The sequence below is a fragment of the Spirochaetae bacterium HGW-Spirochaetae-1 genome, assembly GCA_002839375.1.
GTDB lineage: Bacteria > Spirochaetota > UBA4802 > UBA4802 > UBA5550 > PGXY01.
Map to the genome: position 1 here is coordinate 270100 of PGXY01000010.1, position 16587 is coordinate 286686.

A 16587-nucleotide genomic window follows, 5' to 3' on the forward strand; every position below is an offset into this window, starting at 1 on the left:
CGATATGCTTGCTGCTGTGGCCTCATCGTTTATGGATATCGATTCCGCCATGCTTTTTAGCGCCTCGATGCGTTCCTCGCTGCCGGCAGATTGATACAGGTGCAGGAATTTCCTACACTTTTCAATGGTGTTTGATACCTCAAAAATAAAGGCCTCTTTATCCACTCTGATTTTCTGGTGTTGTTTTTCCAGCTGTTCGATCTGTTTGCGGTTCTGCTGCATCCGGCGCTGGACGGTCTGCGGGTCGAATCCCTCATACAGCTTTTCGAGCAGGTCATCGTTTTCCCGTTCAAGTTTCATGATCAATTTGGATATTTTCTCCTTCTCTTTCCCCTGATTTTTGTCCTTCACTTCAACGGAGTCCCTGAAAAGTTTTTCCAGGTACTGAGCGCCGTCATATGTAAGAATAAAACCTTCCAGAGCTTGATCAATGAGAAGAGAAAGTTTTTCTTCTTTGAATTGTGCCTTCAGGTAACGGTTTGTATAATAAATGTAATTTCCTGAGTTATGGGCGCCACAGTGCATCTCTCCTGTCAGGAGCCGATCCTTGTATCGCAGCAACCCGGAATAATCGAACTCAAAGGTCCGTGTGCGGGTCGATTTATATTTAATTTTCAGTTTTTCGAGGCGTGATTCAAATCTCTCCAGGGTTATATATGGCTCATGGGTGCCCTGCCATATCTGGTCCTGATATTCGAAAGCACCGGTATAAAAGATGCTTGTCAACATGCGGTTAAGGGTCGTTTTGTTCCATTGCCCGCCACGGGAGGTTTTAAGACCCTGGTCATTGAGTTCATCGACCAGATTTCGGATTGAAACAGTCCCATTGTCATATCGATCAAAAATATAATGCACCTGGTGTTTTGTGGCCTCATCGATGACGTGCTTTTTCTGGTCTTTATCGTATATGTATCCAAGAGGCGGGGTGCATATTGGTGCGATCCCCTTTTTGGCTTTATAGAGAAACGTGGAGCGGGATTCAAAAGATATTTTGTCGCTCCAGTATTTTGCCATGGCCATATTGATGCCCAGGACGAACTCTTCAGTGTGATTCGAGTTCGCGTCAAATCGCTTACGGTCCTCGTAAAAATGGATCACGAATTTCCGGTTTTTTACCAGATCCATGATGAGGACCAGGTCGTTATAGTTGCGGCTCATGCGGTCAGTATTTTTAAATACCAGGTGTGTGATATTATAGGTCCGGGCCGCCTTGATCATTGTGTTGAATATCCGGCGTCCTTCTTTCCTGGCTGATTCGGCAACGGTGAACTGGTGAATGATGCAAAGGTCCTGATCTTTGCAGTACTGTTCTGCCTGGGTTTTCTGGTTGGCCAGGGAGAGGCCCGTCTCTGCCTGGTCGAGGGTCGAGACTCGGTCATATACGAAGCAGGGGATTTTATCCCGGCAGGCGCTGAGATTATCAATGATTTGTTGCTGCAGGCTGATGTCCATAATTCACCTTTTAAATATATTACTCATGCATATATTAAATAGAAATAGAGTCAAACTATTTTTACTGTTTGCTGTAATGTTGTGTTTGATTGAAAGTTGAAAAGGAGTCTGACGGTAAAATAAGTTGATAAAAAAGTGTTGACTATTGAACTTTTTTTCACTATAAAAAGCAAAAAGCGTAAAGGAGAGAGAAATGGCGAATATACCCAAGAAGGTCATTGATCGTTTTAACGTAATGGTGAAGAAGTATCAGAAACTTCTTCAGAATGCCAAGGATAAAGACATCAATGAGGCTGATACAGTAACCATCATTGCCAACATCCTGCATGAAGTCTTTGGCTATGACCAGTACGAAGAAATAACCAAAGAGTTTGCCATCAAGAATACATACTGTGACCTGGCGATCAAAATTGACAAAGAAGTGAAGTTTTTGATTGAGGCAAAGGCTATTGGTATCAAGCTAAGCGAAAATCATATCAACCAGGCGACTAATTATGGCGCCAATAAGGGTATTGAGTGGGTTATTCTCACCAACGGTATCCACTGGATCGTGTACAAGATGACATATACTAAAAGAATTGTGCACAACCAGATATGCGATATTGACTTCCTTGAACTCAATCCCAAAAAAGCCAGTGTCCAGGAACAGCTTTTTATCCTCTGCAAGGAAGGTCTCTCAAAGGATGCCATCGAGGAGTTCCATGCATACAAACGTGTGGTGAACAAGTTCTACATCAGTGCGATTATTCTCAGTGATACAGTGCAGGATGTGATAAAACGCGAATTGAAGAAGAGCTCTCCCGGTCTGAAACTTGATGACCAGGAGGTTGATTCCATCATTAAGTATGAAGTCCTGAAAAGAGATGGGGTAGACAGTGAGGAAGCACTCGATGCAATCGAACAGTACCGGGTGCTGACAAAGAAAGCAGCAAAGAAGGTCGTGAAGAAAAAGCCGATTGAGAAGGCAAAAAATACAAATGAAGTAGAATTTGACATTTCCCGTGGGGGAAATACTACAATATAAAAATGAAATAAGGAGGTTTTATGGCTGCGAAATTTGAAATTTATCAAGATAAGAAAGGTGAATATCGCTTTAGATTAAAAGCAGGTAATGGGGAAATTATTGCAACAGGTGAGGGTTATAAACAGAAAGCAAGTTGTATAAATGGAATAGAATCAGTAAAACGAAATGCTCCTTCTGCGGATATTGTTGATTTAACAGAATAATTACTCAATCCCCGGTTGATCCTTCACCGGGGATTTTTACTCCCCCAGCTTCCTTAAAAAATCCATAACCGCCTTCCTGGTTTTAGCATTCAATCGATTATAATATTCCAGGATCATTAATTCTTCGTCCTTCAGTTCCGGCTTTCCGAAAAAATCATTTAACGTATAATTCAGTTCCCGTAGGATTTTCACAATCTCGTCCAGAGGTGGATACTCACTGTTTTCCCAGAACGAAATATTTCTCTGGCTGACGCCGGGTAATCGGTCGGCCAGCTGCTGCTGTGTCAGTCCAAAATGCTCCCGTATTGATTTTAGTTTTTCTCCCCAGTGCATTATTCTATTAAAATTAAACTATTCCAGTGGACAAACGAAAATTGACGGAGGGTGATTTTTTATCGTGAACAGTAGACATATAATGTATAATTATATGGCGTACAGAAAAAGGGTGTATAATGGATGATCTGTTTGAAATATCTCACAAATACATGCAGATGGGAAATGATATGATCATGGTTCATCGGAACGGGATAATTCAATGGGCTAATCATAGATTCCTGAAAATTATGGGATATAATCTCCTTGAAGTTGTAGGGCGTCATTGCATAGAATTTGTGGCAGATGAATTCAGGAAGATATCGCTGGAACGGATCACCCGGGGATTCTCTGGAAAGGATACTGTAAATAAACCTATTGAGGTCCGGTACCGGAGAGCCGATGGGTCTGAGTTCTGGGCGATGACAGTCTCTGCTCCAATTGACATTGATATAGGGCCGGCTGTCCTGGTTGTCGGCCGTGACATTACAGAGCGAAAAAACGATGAGGAGCTGATTAAAAATGTCATTATTTTTCTGCTTCCGAAACAGCTGGGGCGTCTCTTTGACCTGATGATCCAGGGGAAGTCCAGGGAGGAAATAATCAGGATAATGGACCTGGATAATGATACCATAAGTCGTTATGTTCGAAGGATCAGGAAACGAATCCAACTGGCTGATAATGACTCTCTCTTTAACCGGTTTCTGTGCTTTTTCCGTGATAAATAGGCGGACAAATTTTGTCCGGAATTAAATTATCCTAATATAGGATAGAGTTTGACATAAGTACACTTTTAATATTTTGTTTTGCATAGGGAGGGAACACCGATAGAGGGGTGGGCCCATGGAAGATTTTAAAAAAAGCAATGACTTAATCAGGGAAGAAGAGTTGCTGAATGAGGAGATAAAGGCGTTACTGTCAATTATTGAGGAGAATCAGAAATCTAAGGAAGTTCTCAAAAAATTGGCTGGTGATGCTCTTAATAAGAAAATATATGACCGATAATATACTATATTAGAATATTGGAGGTTTATATGTCAGAGTTTGATTTTAAACCAGACGAAATTGGAAGATGGTCTGAAGATAAACTTGAGATTCTTGAAAAATACTTTGCAGCATACTCAAAAATTTTAAGCAAATATCATTTTAAATATAGTTACATTGATGCTTTTAGTGGTGCTGGCGTTCATGTTTCCAAGGAAACCGGAGAGATTATTAGTGGCAGTCCGTTAAGGGCACTTAAAATACGACCTCCCTTTCATGAATATCATTTTATCGATATCGATAACTTAAAACTTACTCATTTACAAAATGCGGCATGTGACAATCCAGGCGTATTCTGTCATGAAGGGAACTGTAACGAAATTTTACTTAAAGAAGTTTTGCCTAACATTAGATACGATAGGTATGAAAGAGCAATTTGCCTTTTTGATCCGTATGGTTTACATTTAAATTGGGAAGTAATTGAATATGCCGGGAATAGTAAGGCTATGGAAATATTTCTAAATTTTCCGATTGCAGATATGAACAGAAATGTTTTATGGGAGAATCATGAAGGAGTGTCTGAGGATCAGAAGTTAAGAATGAATAAATTCTGGGGAAATGATTCCTGGAAAAATGCGGCATACGAGGTTACTCCTGGATTGTTTGACGATATAATAGAAAAAACAAATAATAAAGCAGTTGCGGATGCTTTTAAAAAAAGGTTGAAGGCTGTTGCCGGTTTTAAATATGTCGCTGAACCGGTACCAATGAAAAATTCAAGAAATGCGATAGTATATTACCTTTTTTTTGCTTCCCAGAATGAAAAGGGTTGCAAAATTGCAAATGATATATTCAATACATACAGGAAGTAGATCATGGCGATTGATACTCACATTGAATGGACCGACTCGACTTGGAATCCCTGGAGAGGATGCAGAAAGATTTCGGCTGGTTGTAAAAACTGTTATATGTTCAGAGATCAGAAACGGTTCGGACAGGATCCAGAGAAAATTATACGCGCAAAAGATACAACTTTCAAGGCCCCTTTGAAATGGAATACAGCAAGAATGGTCTTTACTTGTTCTTGGTCTGATTTTTTTATTGAAGAGGCTGATTTATGGCGCGACGAGGCATGGGATATTATTAAAAATACACCACATCTTACTTATCAGATTCTCACTAAGCGTCCTGAAAATATAATGGATAGGCTGCCGCTTGATTGGGGATATGGATGGCATAATGTATGGCTGGGAGTTACTGTTGAAGATCAGAGATCAGTTGATGTGAGAATTCCGTTACTTATGCAAAATAACTCTAAAATAAAATTTCTGAGTTGCGAACCTCTTCTTGAAAATTTGGAAATATTCAAATGGTTAAAAGCCTATCCGATCGACTGGGTAATTGTTGGCGGGGAAAGCGGCCCTGGAGCCAGGGTAATGAAATCGGAGTGGGTTAGATCATTAAAAGAACAATGCGCTCAGTCTTCTACTTCCTTTTTCTTTAAGCAGTGGGGTGGTTTTAACAAGAAAAAAGCCGGAAGGCTTCTTGATGGGCATGAGTATTCAGAACTGCCACAATTGGCCTGCATATAAATTCTTTATTGATTATAACTCCTCTGACCTGAAATTATTATTTAATTCATCTCTTTTGACCAATTAAAAAAAAGTGTTGATTTGTCTATAATGGTAGAATAATAGTGTTATATTTGCAAGTCAATATCATTTTAAAATTAAAAATGAAGGAGGAATAATATGTTACCCAAACGCCTTAAAGAAGTAAAAATGCAAATTGAAAAGAAAAGTTTTCACCAAAGGACAAAAAAAGAGCTGGAGTTGCTCGAAGAGTTAATAGCACTTGATAATGTATTAGATTATCAAGTTATGAGAAAAGCAATGCTCGAGGATGGTGGTCCTGTAGCTATAACATCAGGTCCAGGGAATTGTCCTTGTTGTGGCAAATAAATATGGGTAGTAAAGGCTATTTCATTGTATATCAAGATAATGATGATTTAAGAGACATTCATTATCAACAAATTAAATTAAGACTTGGTCAAGATATACCCGAAGATCAATTGGAGTTACGTGATCAAGTTGATAAGACTTTAACTGTATTGAAAATGATTTTTGAAGATGATGATAAAAAATACTTCACCTACTTTCGGCAACTTTTATCTCTTTCGCAGTTGGGATTAGTTGGCAATTCGGCTAATCCCAAGTTGGCCATGAGAGCATTAAATACAATGAAAGATGACATCCTTTCTCTTGAAGGAGGGAAAGTGAAAAATATATATATGTTACAGTTAGGAAAGGCTGCTTTGAAGTTATCTATATTACCATTTGCATTATTTTTTATTGTGCTCTACTTTGGTTTTAGCAGCACAATTCCTTATTATTTATGTTCAATTATTGGATCATTACTGGGAGTATGGTTATCATTTGGCATACGTAAAATCTATTTAAAATTTGAAGATTTAAATATTTTAGAAAAAGACAGATTGAACCCATATTTAAGGCTATTTTTTTCTGTAGCATTAACAATTGTTATATGTCTTTTAATAACAACTCAGGCTGCGGTTTTTGAAATAGGAGGACTTTCTACTAAAAACTATCTCTCAAAATATGAAATATCATTTTTAGTAGGAGTTTTTTGTGGTATAAGTGAGAAAGCATTATCGATAAAGGTAGGGCAACAAGCTGCAGAATTTTTAGGTTTAAAAACTTTATAATTTTTATTTTATAAAATCCTCATTTCCCCAGCGTACCAGCCAGCGGTATCCCCGCCGCCAGGAGGGCGGTCCTCATAATAAGGCATTTGCAACTATATTATTTTTGTTTCGATGATTTTATTTTTTTTGCCAGGAGAGTGTTCTCAATGTTGACGTCATTGATGTAATCAATGTGTTTTTTCGCCGGGGGGATGCGAAAAGAGAACCATGTTTTACCATCGGCATTAGTGATAGAAAAGTCGCCAAGTCTGATTAAATCCATTCCGATCAAGACGTCACAACTATTGAGGTTTGAGGGCTGGCTTACCTGAACATCGCCAATTATTACATGGTTAGGCAGATATATATCAACTAAATACACGTTCGCAATTTCAACTAGGTTTACACTTGATATTTGTGTTTTTGATATAGGAACCAGTTTCAAATCACTCACAATACGCGCGCTTATACAGGTGTTTGTCGCACCGGTATCCCATACTGCTTTTGCGGTAATAGGTGTTGTGAGTTGCCCGGCTGGTATTATTTTTTTGCTTGGGGAAATCAGAATTTGGTTTGATAGTTCTCTTAATAAACCATCCGCTGCTTTAGTGGTGAACGCTGTAGGTATCATCGATTATACGGCTACACGTGTATGGAAATGCTGAATTGTTTTTTCTTCAGGGACGCATTCTTGGACCAGAAATGAGCCAACAGGATATTTTTGAGTAGTTATAGTAAGAGCATCCTGGATGGTATCGTATACTCCCAATACATCATTATCTTTGATAACAATAAATTTGCCTTTATACTTTTCGACAAATTCTTTCCGGTGTTCATTAAAATAACTATACTCTTTATCCAACATATCGATAACCACGTTTAGATGCAATTTTATAATACAAATATACAGAATACAGTGTGTTATTTCAAGGCATTCATGTGGTGGTGTCAAGTAAATTATAGATTTCTATATAATTTTGAAGAATTGGAGATCACTTCCCCAGCGGGATCCCCGCTGACAGGAGGGGAACCTTCACTTGCCGTAAAAGCTCAATAGCCACCGGAATAAATTATATAAAATTCGATAATATCTGAAGAATAAAACCTATTGTAAGTGCTGCCAATCCAAGTTTCATTCTGAAATATTTTTGCTTTTCCCATTTTTTAAAGTCTTCTGTTTCGACTGGTGGTGGACCGGCTGACATGTCTGAACACGTAATAATACAAACTGGTTCATGCTTTTTCCCGTGAAATTGTCTTACCACCTCCCAGGCTACAAACCAGGCACCAATTATATCAAATACAAGACCCAATGAATTGACACATTGTGAAGAGCAAATTTGCATAAATAGTAATCCTTCTTTATGGTTTTAGTTTTACTCAAAGAACCTTTTCAGCAATCGATGCTTCAGTCTGTTTCATCAATTCAGTGTCCAGGTAGGTGATCTCAATAGTATACCTTTTTGTTATTTCATCGATAAAACACTCTGTGGTAATTGCAGCAGGATTAGTACTCCATTCATCAGTAAATATTACACTTCCCTGGTATTTTTTTAGCTGCTCAATATAATTGCCTTTCCCAAATCTTGTTTTCAATTTATTATATTCATTATAAACGGCTTTTGCATTTTGGCATCTTTCTTTGTACACAATCCGGCTGACAACACTACCGAGAAGGGGGTTGTCGAGACCAATTAATTTAACATCTTCAGTAATTGTGCATGCTTTTGTGAGGGTTATGTAAATATTTTTTTCACCAAATTTTGTTGGAAAATTCTGGAGTGATATTCCAATTATGATACTTTCGTTGTCTTGAGTTTTATGAGTATAATCAAAATGCACTGATTGTAGCCAATTACGATTTATGGTATAATCAGAAGCGAGTTTTTTGGCATCTTCGAAAGTCATTCCAAGGTAAAAACCACCATAGCCAATTTTGTTATCAGCAAATAAAAAACAGGTTGAAAGAATCAATAATGATGTTGCGAGTCGTTTCATGGTTGGCCTCTTAAGTTGCAATTATAAACTACATTGCAAAAAAAGAGCATTAAGTCAATAAGAATATCAGCCGGGTTTTTCTATTATTGTCTTGAGATAATCACTTCCCCAGCGCGCCCTCCAGCGGGATCCCCGCCGAAAGTAATGCTGTCTTCATAATCTCCACAAATGACCGCTTTATAGACACCCGGATTGCAGGTTCGATCCGGGTGTTCAGTATTTTCAGGATTTCGGCGTCGTCGGGAGTGATGTATGGAGGAATATAGTTTTTCAACTTTACTGGATCATCAAGAAAAAATTCCCACATTGGTTTGTTAAAATAATTACATACTTTTTCTATGGCATCGAGTGGAGGGTATGCCGATTTTTCCCATGCTGAAACAGTCCCTTGGCGGACGTTTAGTTTTTCGGCCAAATCCTTCTGGCTGAAATTAGAATCCTTTCTCAAATTTTTAAGTAATTCTCCGTAATTCACTGCCAATTCCTTTTGTTAATACTTAAATATCATGTATAATGTCGTTTGTAAAACTAAAAATATTTAGTTTTTTATTTTTTTATTGACAAAAAACAAAATACAAAGTATCAAGGTGACATAAATAACAATAAAAGCGTATATTAAAGTAGTTGGTTAAAATATCATGAACGGTAATAAAATATCCATCCAAGAGCCAGTCAGAAAGGCGATTACTTTCTGGATCAATCCAGATGTTTCAGCAGCTTTTAAAGCCAAATGTGCACAGGAGCAGGAGAAAATGCAGGATGTTGCCGCCCGGCTGATGCGTCAATACGTGGATAACAGTGAGAGTGGCGCCGCATGATCCCCATGGTGGAAAATCAAATGGCGGTATGGCTGATTTGCATCGGGACAAGTGTCCGGCGGCGGGTTGACAGGGCCATGGTCAGGACCCGAGATGCTTTGGAAACCAGACTTTCCGGCGTTAATCATGAAAAGCGCCATGAGCTTGAATTTTTGATAAAAAGGCTCTACAGGGGAAACTGATGCCGGAAGAAAGAGATCCACGTATCCCCACCGATCCCAGCGTACTTGAAGCTCACAGGGGGAAAATCCTCTGGCTGGCCGACTGGTGTGATCGGGTTGAAAAACGCCTGATAAAAGAGGGGAAGCTGCCGCCAGAAGGTCTGGTGCTTCCTCCGTTGAGGAGCGAGAAGTGATCCGTACCGTTTATATCTGCGATGTATGCAAATCGGAATTTGTCGATGATTCGCGCATCGAGCCGTTCCCGGCGTCCATTCCTGTTTATGAGGATGCGGTCAAGGACGGTGAAACGGTGAAATGTATCGGCCTCCTGGAGACTGAGCATATATGTATGAATTGTCTGCAGGTCATGGCTGGAATGATGGATGTGTTCCTGGCTACAAGGATAAAGATAACGGAGGTCCAGATTGATAATTGATGTGGAACTGAGTGATGAAGCTTATGAGCGGATAGGGCGCATCGCAGATATATTGAAAACTACACGGGGCGTGGTGTTGTCATGGTACGTTCACGATCTGGTTTCATCGGAGCCGAATAGTGGCAGCGACGAACGCCGTATGGCGAAAGAATATCTGCTTCGGTCCCTGGTAGGTGATGCTCATGATCAGGTTGATGAATTTTTAAGCGGTTTATATTAGCGGGATTGATATTCCGGTACGAAATGGAGGTGGGAATAATGATGAATCAGGATCAGGCTCAATATAATGCACCGGTTCGCGTGCCCGGCCTCGATTTCCGGGCGGAACTCAATGGTATTGTGAAGCGGTATGCCGAGAAGCAGGGATATCCCTATCGGCATGTATGGAACATCTATTATTCGGCCCTGCAGGATCATCTGCGCTTCGATGTGCGCGGTACTGCTGATGCACTTCACATGAGGCCGCTGGATTTTATCGAACAGAAACGGCTGACCGAGGCTGCCATACATGTGGCCGGGGAAATTTTCGGCCGTTGGTTATAAAAACAGGGAGGGAAGTTATGCGATATTTTTATCACATCCAGACCGAGAAAAAGCTCCGGGGCATAAAGCCCACGAGCGTCACCGGGCCATGGTTCCGGCGAACATATTTTTATGATCTTACGGCACCGGCACTGTTTAAAAAGGCGCTCAGTCAGCTGGGTAAAACACCGCTGAAATGCATCGCGGGAGGCCGGATATGAGCGAAGACTACATTATTGTCCGGACTGAAACGTTGGACGGCGGTCTTTTTGCCGAGCGGATCAATGACGCCATACAGGAATGCCTGGCGAATATTTACGATCCAAATGTGGAGCAGGAGAAGGTGCGGGAGGTCCAGGCGATTATCAAACTGAAGCCATCAAGCAGTGATTCCCGGAAAGTGGCTGTTTTTACCCAGGTGAAAACGAAGCTGTCCCAACCAACTCCCAGCGAGACAATCATTTTCGCCGGGACCAAAGATGGTGAGTATGTGGCGTACGAGCAAAATCTCAATCAGGGCAATTTCTCTTTTGATGGAGAGGGGGGAGCCGCAGGAGATAATATCGTAAAAATGAAAACAGGAGGCGGAGAATGATAGATAGATCATTTGTTGAAAAAATAGAGGAACTCGCGGCACTCAAGACAATTGAGATTAACGGTGAAACATATTCAAGTAGAGTACTTGAACTGGTAAAACCCGACTATGAACCGGCTCCTGAGCCTCTGCTTATAGGCACACTCACGGGCCTTGTGGATTATTTGCAAAATAATCACGACAACGCGAAGCAATATATGCTCCATGTTTTGTCCGAGGACGTGGTCAGGCTATACGGAGAATATGAACCCCAGTTCGGCAGGAGGAAGCACTATCTGACGGCCACTTACGGGATGAAGGGATTTAAATTCGGGCAGTATCATGATCAGGAATCGTTTATAATTCAATTACAGGCCATGTTTGCCGATGCCGGCGATAGAGCCGATGTGATGAAAGATGCCGGGAAAGTCGCTGGCGAGTCGCGGCTTAATCAGAGCGATGATGGTATTACACAGCAGGTAACGGTAAAAGAAAGTATTGGAAGGATGGTTGATAAACCTCTCATGAATCCGGTTCAACTCGCGCCATATCGGACATTCCCTGAAATTGACCAGATCGTATCGCCATTTGTTTTCCGTATGAAAAAAACTGACATGGGAATTGCTTTTGCATTGTTCGAGTGTGATGGGGACAAATGGAAGCTTGACGCCATCCATGCCATCAGGAATTACCTGAAAGAGAAACTCGGTGATAAGGCCTCGATTATAGCATAGAACCCAAGTTGTCTCCATGGCCCGGAAGGGTGGCGGAGGGAGGTCGGCAGCGGACCGCGGGGAGCTGCCGAAAGCGCGTAAAACGCGACACAAGACGCGGACGCCGGGGACGTTAAAATAAAATTTAAGTTTTTGTTGCACGGGATGTTCTGGATTAAGGTTCCGATATTCCCAGGATGGTCGGCCCGTCACGGCCGTGAATCATGGATAACGAGTAATATGCCGACGGCGGGGTCGGCCGGTCTCATAAAATACCTCCTTGTCTTGATATACGCCGGTTCTCCGGGGCGTTGTACCGGGGAGACACAGCGCGGTGGAGCAGTCTGGTAAGCTCGTCTGGCTCATAACCAGGAGGTCGGGGGTTCGAATCCCTCCTGCGCTACATACGAAGGAATTATGGCAAAGATAAAATTCAGAGAAATACGATTGAGCAAGGCAAATTTTAACCGCCTTGATATTATCAATCAGATTATTGAAGAATATCAGAGTGACGGTTACACGCTCACCCTGCGTCAGTTGTATTATCAGCTGGTCAGCCGGGATATCATACCCAACAAACAGAGTGAATATGCCAAGCTTTCAACGGTATTAAAAGAAGGCCGCATGGCCGGCATAGTCGATTGGAGTGCAATAGAAGACAGGTTACGTAAGCCATCATCTCCTGCGTCATTTGATAGCCCGGAAAATATTTTACAGGCAGCTATTCAGCAATATGAATTACCGCGACAAAAAGGGCAGGATATATATCTGGAGGTATTTGTTGAGAAAGATGCTCTCAGCGGAGTGTTAAAACGTATTACGGAAAGATATCATGTCCCTATATCGGTGAACCGGGGATATGCCAGTGCATCGTCCATGTTTGACGCCTATCAACGGTTTTCATCTGCTATTGAACACGGGCAGTCTGTCAAAGTCTTATATCTGGGTGATTATGATCCCAGCGGTATAGATATGATCCGTGACATCCGGGACAGAATTGCCGAATTCGCCATGGGAGAGTATGGGTATTACAGCATCGAGGAGGCTTTGGTTGAGTTTAATTTTTCCATAGAGCCCATTGCTTTAACCCGAGAGCAGATAAAAAAATATAAACCGCCTCCAAACCCGGCGAAAGTGACAGATCCACGGGCAAAAGAATTTATCAGGAATCATGGATCGAAAAGCTGGGAGGTTGATGCTCTCAGGCCTGATGTCTTGAGTAGACTGCTTGATGATGCGATCCGTAGTAATATAGACGAGGATGTATTCAATGAAGTAATCGAAAGGGAAGAAAGTGATAAGGTAAAACTTAAATCACTGATGAGTTATTTATAACAAATTGCAGGATGCCTTAAGGAGACATAATGCGTTTTAGTTTTGAAAGATGGAATCTTATCAGGGCCAATGAACTCGGTCTCAAGTTTGACGACCTGGCCATAATTACATATTTCGTGGATTTCACCACTTCCGGAAAAATGGATTCTATCATACATCAGGGGAAAGTCTATTATTGGGTTTCCTATTATAATATCGTTAAAGAGTATCCCATGCTTACAATAAAATCTCGTGATGGGGTATATCGCCGGTTTAAGAAATATGTTGATGTTGGTATCCTGCATGCAGTTCTTGAGCCCGGTACACAACGACCACACTATTGCCTTGATCCTGATATGTATTTTTCTCTCCTCTCTTATACCTCTCAAGTGAACTTGCAGTCTGAAAAATCAATATCTGATGAATCTGGAAATAAGGGGAAGGATAAAGGGGTCGGATTTTTTTCCGAAGGTGTCGGAAATAATTCCGAACATAGCTCGGAGGAAAATCCGAACGAGGCTCGGAAAAATTTCCGAACAGATCCTACTACTATACATGATCCTATTACTATTGATCCGTATTGTATAGTAACGCTCGCCCAGAACGACAAATTATATCAGCACTGGTGGGGGAAGTATTGCGAAGGAATCCCGGATAATGCTGAATATCGTGCGGCATCATACAGAAAATTGGTCGAGTTCGCGACGAAATACAAACCGAGCGTGGATCAATTGATATATGCACTCAAAGAGTCAGTCGATAAGGGACATGCCGGACATGATTATTATCTCGCGGGAATTCTGAATAATATTAACCTTAACCGGTATGTCGATGCTGATATTCCGGTTGAATTACAGGTAGAAAACCTGGTTAAAAAGCGACTCACCGATATGGACGAATATCTCCGCCATTATGAATTTGACCATCAGAACATGAAAGTACTCTATTCGCTTACAGGAATTGATGACGCATATATACGACGCATATTCACAGGGGTTGAAGAGGACCTTGCACGTCAATGCCAGATAGATTATCAGTTTTTGGATAAATCTTTTTTACGGAAAACAGGATGAAGGAGGGTGGTGATGATGACAGAGAAAGAATTATTGATCGTAACATTTGCCATTCTGGCTCTCATCGTTGTGATGTATATCGGATTTGGGGAGGTGAAGTCATGAGTGGTGTGACTATTGTTATGTGCCCGGCATGCGGGACTGAATGCGGCAGGGAGCATGCTGATCTTATCCAGCAGGTGGACATAGCCCAGGCGCGTGCTATGCTGCGAGAGGTTGAAGACAAAGAACGAATCCTCAACCTGTGGAAATATGTGGGCTTTATCACCGTTGAGTTTTAAGGGAATTAAGGGGAATTTTAAATGTACCAGATAAATCAATTTTATTGGCCTATCAATGACTGGGAATCAGTGAGTTTTCTGCCGCTCATGAACCTGAAATGGTCAGAGGACATGCCGAATGAATTCTGTCATACATGCCCGATGGCCAGTTATGCACATCCTCTAGTGGAGACGGAGCCGAACTCATTCAGAAAATTATGCACGATATCGGTTGTGAAAAACGGGCTGCTAAAATTGAAAGATGTATTCAGTGATAATGGCGGGTGCTTTCAGAAGAGCACTGATTATGATGATGCATCAAGTATGCTGGGGATGGTGTGATGAATCATAGATATAATGACAGTGGTAATTTTGTTACATTCGGAGATTTATTTGCTGGAGGTGGTGGAGTTACTACCGGGGCACTATCGGTCCCAGGGATCCGCGTACTGTGGGCGCTCAATCATGATGAGATAGCGATCAAGACACATGCCAGGAATCATCCTGAAACAAAACATTTTCAGGCCGATATCAGGCAACAGGATGAAAAGGAGCTGGATCAAGTTGATATACTATGGGCAAGCCTGGAATGTACGAATTATTCCAATGCAAAAGGCGGCCAACCTAGAGATGCCGACAGCCGCACGTTGGCTTGGGAGTTACCACGCTATATCAAGCACTGCCGCCCTTCAGTCATTATTATTGAAAATGTAAGGGAGTTTCTTGCATGGGGACCACTGACAGAAAAAGGGAAACCGGTGAGCAGGCAAAAAGGGGAGGATTTTTCCCGGTGGATAAAGGCTGTTAAAGAGTTGGGATATGAAAATGTAGACTGGAGAATATTGAACGCTGCCGACTTCGGGTGTCATACCAGGCGGGAACGTTTGTTTATAGTATTTACCAGGGATGTGTCTATCAACTGGAAAGAGGCTACTCATCACCCGGGAGGGAATAATCTGTTCGGTCTACAGAAATGGCGGCCGGTGAAAGAGTGTATTGATCTGAATGATCATGGCCGATCTATATTTGGCCGCAAAAAGCCTTTGTCAGATAATACCCTGCGGCGCATCGCCGGAGGGATAAAAAGGTTTTATCCGGATATGTGTTTCCTGATGAAATACTATAATTCATCATGCAATCCTGAATCACAAAACCAGAGCGTTGATGAGCCCTGCCACTCGGTGACGACAAAGGATAGATTTGCTCTCGTAAATATTGAGAAGAAGCATTTTATAACAGAATACTATGGGCGAGATAATGCTACGGCAAGCATAGATAAACCTTGTCATTCAATCACAACAGCTAATCGTCATGCCTTAGTGTCTATCGAGAAAAAGCAATTCATTACAGATCATGTCTGGGGTGGGAATTCTCAGCTAGTGGAATATCCCATGAAGACGCAAATGACTAGGCAGACAAAGCAGCTGATAACGTGCCAGTTTATTTCGGAGACCTATAATAGCAACGGAACGCCTGAAGCGAATGATAAAAGTATAGAAAAGCCTGCTGGGTCTATAACAACCTGTGAGAAATTCCAATTCATCTCTGCATATTTTAACAGTTCCGGACGACCTGAGACACAGAATCAGAGCTTGGATAAACCACTCAATACAATCATGACAGCGAATAAGTATGCACTGATATCCGGCTTTGATTTTGATATAAAAATGAGATTTCTCACGCCTGATGAACTGGCAAAGATTACCGGGTTTCCGGAGGGATACTTTGATCATGCTGGTCTGAATATATCCAAAAAATACCAGGTCAAGATGATAGGCAATGCAGTACCGGTAAATCTGGCAGCTGCTGTCATTGAACCGATGAAGAATGTTTTAGAAACATTCAGGGAAAGAATATCGTTATCATTAAATTATGATGCAGTTGGTTGATTTTAAGAGGATCAAATGAATTCACATACAGTTTTTTTCGATACGGATGAAGAAAAGGAATTATTTCAAAGATGGCTTTATCATATCCATTACAAGACGGGATTGAAATATGGAAAGATAGTCAACATGGCCATGATGGAATACAATATG

28 protein-coding genes, 1 tRNA gene and 1 pseudogene are annotated in these 16587 nt (G+C 41.3%); 23 read left to right on the forward strand and 7 right to left on the reverse strand.

The features are described from left to right. The first annotated feature begins 180 nt into the window (after window positions 1–180). The gene (locus CVV44_20130) at window positions 181–504 is read left to right on the forward strand and encodes a hypothetical protein (GenBank protein PKL35829.1); all 324 of its coding nucleotides are present in this window, start codon (window positions 181–183) and stop codon (window positions 502–504) included. Between the two features lie 114 nt (window positions 505–618). On the opposite strand, the pseudogene CVV44_20135 reads toward CVV44_20130, so the two are convergent. Beyond that, window positions 619–1020: pseudogene (locus CVV44_20135) on the reverse strand (hypothetical protein). A gap of 252 nt (window positions 1021–1272) precedes the next feature. Here CVV44_20135 and CVV44_20140 point away from each other — a divergent pair. The 3 genes from CVV44_20140 to CVV44_20150 all read left to right on the forward strand — a co-directional run bounded on the left by CVV44_20140 (window position 1273) and on the right by CVV44_20150 (window position 2679). After that, window positions 1273–1494: a hypothetical protein gene (locus CVV44_20140; protein PKL35830.1), complete on the forward strand. Its 222-nt coding sequence runs from the start codon at window positions 1273–1275 to the stop codon at window positions 1492–1494. 151 nt (window positions 1495–1645) lie between these two features. After that, complete coding sequence (locus CVV44_20145) at window positions 1646–2476, forward strand: restriction endonuclease subunit R (GenBank protein PKL35831.1); 831 nt, start codon at window positions 1646–1648, stop codon at window positions 2474–2476. A 20-nt stretch (window positions 2477–2496) separates the two neighbouring features. After that, complete coding sequence (locus CVV44_20150; protein ID PKL35832.1) at window positions 2497–2679, forward strand: DUF1508 domain-containing protein; 183 nt, start codon at window positions 2497–2499, stop codon at window positions 2677–2679. Between the two features lie 36 nt (window positions 2680–2715). Here the strand turns inward: CVV44_20150 and CVV44_20155 are convergent, their stop codons facing one another. Next, on the reverse strand, window positions 2716–3012 hold the full coding sequence (locus CVV44_20155) for a hypothetical protein (protein ID PKL35833.1): 297 nt from the start codon (window positions 3010–3012) through the stop codon (window positions 2716–2718). Between the two features lie 119 nt (window positions 3013–3131). Between CVV44_20155 and CVV44_20160 the strand changes: the two genes are divergently transcribed. From CVV44_20160 to CVV44_20180, 5 genes are all read left to right on the forward strand, one after another. Then, the gene (locus CVV44_20160) at window positions 3132–3719 is read left to right on the forward strand and encodes a hypothetical protein (protein ID PKL35834.1); all 588 of its coding nucleotides are present in this window, start codon (window positions 3132–3134) and stop codon (window positions 3717–3719) included. Between the two features lie 306 nt (window positions 3720–4025). Further along, the gene (locus tag CVV44_20165; protein ID PKL35835.1) at window positions 4026–4847 is read left to right on the forward strand and encodes a hypothetical protein; all 822 of its coding nucleotides are present in this window, start codon (window positions 4026–4028) and stop codon (window positions 4845–4847) included. 3 nt (window positions 4848–4850) lie between these two features. Continuing rightward, window positions 4851–5567, forward strand: a complete 717-nt coding sequence (locus CVV44_20170) for a hypothetical protein (protein PKL35836.1) — start codon at window positions 4851–4853, stop codon at window positions 5565–5567. 159 nt (window positions 5568–5726) lie between these two features. Continuing rightward, on the forward strand, window positions 5727–5936 hold the full coding sequence (locus CVV44_20175) for a hypothetical protein (GenBank protein PKL35837.1): 210 nt from the start codon (window positions 5727–5729) through the stop codon (window positions 5934–5936). 2 nt (window positions 5937–5938) lie between these two features. Continuing rightward, window positions 5939–6700 (forward strand): hypothetical protein, encoded by a 762-nt coding sequence (locus tag CVV44_20180; protein ID PKL35838.1) that lies wholly within the window; start codon window positions 5939–5941, stop codon window positions 6698–6700. Between the two features lie 97 nt (window positions 6701–6797). Here CVV44_20180 and CVV44_20185 read toward each other — a convergent pair whose 3' ends face one another. The 5 genes from CVV44_20185 to CVV44_20205 form a co-directional block, all read right to left on the reverse strand. Continuing rightward, the gene (locus tag CVV44_20185; GenBank protein ID PKL35839.1) at window positions 6798–7310 is read right to left on the reverse strand and encodes a hypothetical protein; all 513 of its coding nucleotides are present in this window, start codon (window positions 7308–7310) and stop codon (window positions 6798–6800) included. Between the two features lie 3 nt (window positions 7311–7313). Then, on the reverse strand, window positions 7314–7544 hold the full coding sequence (locus CVV44_20190) for a hypothetical protein (GenBank protein ID PKL35840.1): 231 nt from the start codon (window positions 7542–7544) through the stop codon (window positions 7314–7316). 205 nt (window positions 7545–7749) lie between these two features. Continuing rightward, on the reverse strand, window positions 7750–8025 hold the full coding sequence (locus CVV44_20195; GenBank protein PKL35841.1) for a hypothetical protein: 276 nt from the start codon (window positions 8023–8025) through the stop codon (window positions 7750–7752). 34 nt (window positions 8026–8059) lie between these two features. Further along, a complete protein-coding gene (locus CVV44_20200; GenBank protein PKL35842.1) occupies window positions 8060–8677 on the reverse strand; it encodes a hypothetical protein in 618 nt (205 codons plus the stop codon). Between the two features lie 100 nt (window positions 8678–8777). Next, window positions 8778–9158 carry a hypothetical protein gene (locus tag CVV44_20205; GenBank protein ID PKL35843.1) on the reverse strand — a complete coding sequence of 127 codons (381 nt, stop codon included), beginning with the start codon at window positions 9156–9158 and terminating at the stop codon, window positions 8778–8780. 157 nt (window positions 9159–9315) lie between these two features. Between CVV44_20205 and CVV44_20210 the strand changes: the two genes are divergently transcribed. From CVV44_20210 to CVV44_20275, 14 genes are all read left to right on the forward strand, one after another. Next, complete coding sequence (locus tag CVV44_20210) at window positions 9316–9495, forward strand: hypothetical protein (GenBank protein PKL35844.1); 180 nt, start codon at window positions 9316–9318, stop codon at window positions 9493–9495. Then, window positions 9492–9677 carry a hypothetical protein gene (locus CVV44_20215; GenBank protein ID PKL35845.1) on the forward strand — a complete coding sequence of 62 codons (186 nt, stop codon included), beginning with the start codon at window positions 9492–9494 and terminating at the stop codon, window positions 9675–9677. Before CVV44_20210 ends, CVV44_20215 begins: the two co-directional genes overlap by 4 nt. 169 nt (window positions 9678–9846) lie before the next feature. Then, on the forward strand, window positions 9847–10092 hold the full coding sequence (locus tag CVV44_20220; protein ID PKL35846.1) for a hypothetical protein: 246 nt from the start codon (window positions 9847–9849) through the stop codon (window positions 10090–10092). Then, the gene (locus CVV44_20225) at window positions 10082–10312 is read left to right on the forward strand and encodes a hypothetical protein (GenBank protein ID PKL35847.1); all 231 of its coding nucleotides are present in this window, start codon (window positions 10082–10084) and stop codon (window positions 10310–10312) included. The genes CVV44_20220 and CVV44_20225 overlap by 11 nt, the downstream gene beginning before the upstream one ends. Window positions 10313–10335: 23 nt before the next feature. Next, window positions 10336–10635, forward strand: a complete 300-nt coding sequence (locus CVV44_20230; GenBank protein ID PKL35848.1) for a hypothetical protein — start codon at window positions 10336–10338, stop codon at window positions 10633–10635. Window positions 10636–10652: 17 nt separating this feature from the next. Further along, a complete protein-coding gene (locus CVV44_20235) occupies window positions 10653–10835 on the forward strand; it encodes a hypothetical protein (protein PKL35849.1) in 183 nt (60 codons plus the stop codon). Next, a complete protein-coding gene (locus CVV44_20240; protein ID PKL35850.1) occupies window positions 10832–11209 on the forward strand; it encodes a hypothetical protein in 378 nt (125 codons plus the stop codon). Before CVV44_20235 ends, CVV44_20240 begins: the two co-directional genes overlap by 4 nt. Further along, window positions 11206–11922 carry a hypothetical protein gene (locus tag CVV44_20245; protein ID PKL35851.1) on the forward strand — a complete coding sequence of 239 codons (717 nt, stop codon included), beginning with the start codon at window positions 11206–11208 and terminating at the stop codon, window positions 11920–11922. The genes CVV44_20240 and CVV44_20245 overlap by 4 nt, the downstream gene beginning before the upstream one ends. Window positions 11923–12229: 307 nt before the next feature. Further along, window positions 12230–12304, forward strand: a tRNA-Met gene (locus CVV44_20250). Between the two features lie 14 nt (window positions 12305–12318). Then, window positions 12319–13236: a hypothetical protein gene (locus CVV44_20255; GenBank protein PKL35852.1), complete on the forward strand. Its 918-nt coding sequence runs from the start codon at window positions 12319–12321 to the stop codon at window positions 13234–13236. Window positions 13237–13265: 29 nt separating this feature from the next. Further along, on the forward strand, window positions 13266–14288 hold the full coding sequence (locus CVV44_20260) for a hypothetical protein (protein PKL35853.1): 1023 nt from the start codon (window positions 13266–13268) through the stop codon (window positions 14286–14288). 101 nt (window positions 14289–14389) lie between these two features. Further along, window positions 14390–14569: a hypothetical protein gene (locus CVV44_20265; GenBank protein ID PKL35854.1), complete on the forward strand. Its 180-nt coding sequence runs from the start codon at window positions 14390–14392 to the stop codon at window positions 14567–14569. 21 nt (window positions 14570–14590) lie between these two features. Beyond that, window positions 14591–14890 (forward strand): hypothetical protein, encoded by a 300-nt coding sequence (locus tag CVV44_20270; protein ID PKL35855.1) that lies wholly within the window; start codon window positions 14591–14593, stop codon window positions 14888–14890. Next, complete coding sequence (locus CVV44_20275) at window positions 14890–16437, forward strand: hypothetical protein (protein ID PKL35856.1); 1548 nt, start codon at window positions 14890–14892, stop codon at window positions 16435–16437. The genes CVV44_20270 and CVV44_20275 overlap by 1 nt, the downstream gene beginning before the upstream one ends. The last annotated feature ends 150 nt before the right edge of the window (window positions 16438–16587 follow it).

Bases quoted from the DNA above. Each gene is read 5' to 3' on its own strand.
- CVV44_20230 (PKL35848.1), top strand. From the start codon at position 10,336: ATGGAGGTGGGAATAATGATGAATCAGGATCAGGCTCAATATAATGCA.
- CVV44_20245 (PKL35851.1), top strand. From the start codon at position 11,206: ATGATAGATAGATCATTTGTTGAAAAAATAGAGGAACTCGCGGCACTC.
- CVV44_20255 (PKL35852.1), top strand. From the start codon at position 12,319: ATGGCAAAGATAAAATTCAGAGAAATACGATTGAGCAAGGCAAATTTT.
- CVV44_20195 (PKL35841.1), bottom strand. From the start codon at position 8,025: ATGCAAATTTGCTCTTCACAATGTGTCAATTCATTGGGTCTTGTATTT.
- CVV44_20275 (PKL35856.1), top strand. From the start codon at position 14,890: ATGAATCATAGATATAATGACAGTGGTAATTTTGTTACATTCGGAGAT.
- CVV44_20185 (PKL35839.1), bottom strand. From the start codon at position 7,310: ATGATACCTACAGCGTTCACCACTAAAGCAGCGGATGGTTTATTAAGA.
- CVV44_20155 (PKL35833.1), bottom strand. From the start codon at position 3,012: ATGCACTGGGGAGAAAAACTAAAATCAATACGGGAGCATTTTGGACTG.
- CVV44_20260 (PKL35853.1), top strand. From the start codon at position 13,266: ATGCGTTTTAGTTTTGAAAGATGGAATCTTATCAGGGCCAATGAACTC.
- CVV44_20145 (PKL35831.1), top strand. From the start codon at position 1,646: ATGGCGAATATACCCAAGAAGGTCATTGATCGTTTTAACGTAATGGTG.
- CVV44_20270 (PKL35855.1), top strand. From the start codon at position 14,591: ATGTACCAGATAAATCAATTTTATTGGCCTATCAATGACTGGGAATCA.
- CVV44_20180 (PKL35838.1), top strand. From the start codon at position 5,939: ATGGGTAGTAAAGGCTATTTCATTGTATATCAAGATAATGATGATTTA.
- CVV44_20160 (PKL35834.1), top strand. From the start codon at position 3,132: ATGGATGATCTGTTTGAAATATCTCACAAATACATGCAGATGGGAAAT.
- CVV44_20210 (PKL35844.1), top strand. From the start codon at position 9,316: ATGAACGGTAATAAAATATCCATCCAAGAGCCAGTCAGAAAGGCGATT.
- CVV44_20200 (PKL35842.1), bottom strand. From the start codon at position 8,677: ATGAAACGACTCGCAACATCATTATTGATTCTTTCAACCTGTTTTTTA.
- CVV44_20165 (PKL35835.1), top strand. From the start codon at position 4,026: ATGTCAGAGTTTGATTTTAAACCAGACGAAATTGGAAGATGGTCTGAA.
- CVV44_20240 (PKL35850.1), top strand. From the start codon at position 10,832: ATGAGCGAAGACTACATTATTGTCCGGACTGAAACGTTGGACGGCGGT.
- CVV44_20170 (PKL35836.1), top strand. From the start codon at position 4,851: ATGGCGATTGATACTCACATTGAATGGACCGACTCGACTTGGAATCCC.
- CVV44_20265 (PKL35854.1), top strand. From the start codon at position 14,390: ATGAGTGGTGTGACTATTGTTATGTGCCCGGCATGCGGGACTGAATGC.
- CVV44_20215 (PKL35845.1), top strand. From the start codon at position 9,492: ATGATCCCCATGGTGGAAAATCAAATGGCGGTATGGCTGATTTGCATC.
- CVV44_20235 (PKL35849.1), top strand. From the start codon at position 10,653: ATGCGATATTTTTATCACATCCAGACCGAGAAAAAGCTCCGGGGCATA.
- CVV44_20150 (PKL35832.1), top strand. From the start codon at position 2,497: ATGGCTGCGAAATTTGAAATTTATCAAGATAAGAAAGGTGAATATCGC.
- CVV44_20190 (PKL35840.1), bottom strand. From the start codon at position 7,544: ATGTTGGATAAAGAGTATAGTTATTTTAATGAACACCGGAAAGAATTT.
- CVV44_20175 (PKL35837.1), top strand. From the start codon at position 5,727: ATGTTACCCAAACGCCTTAAAGAAGTAAAAATGCAAATTGAAAAGAAA.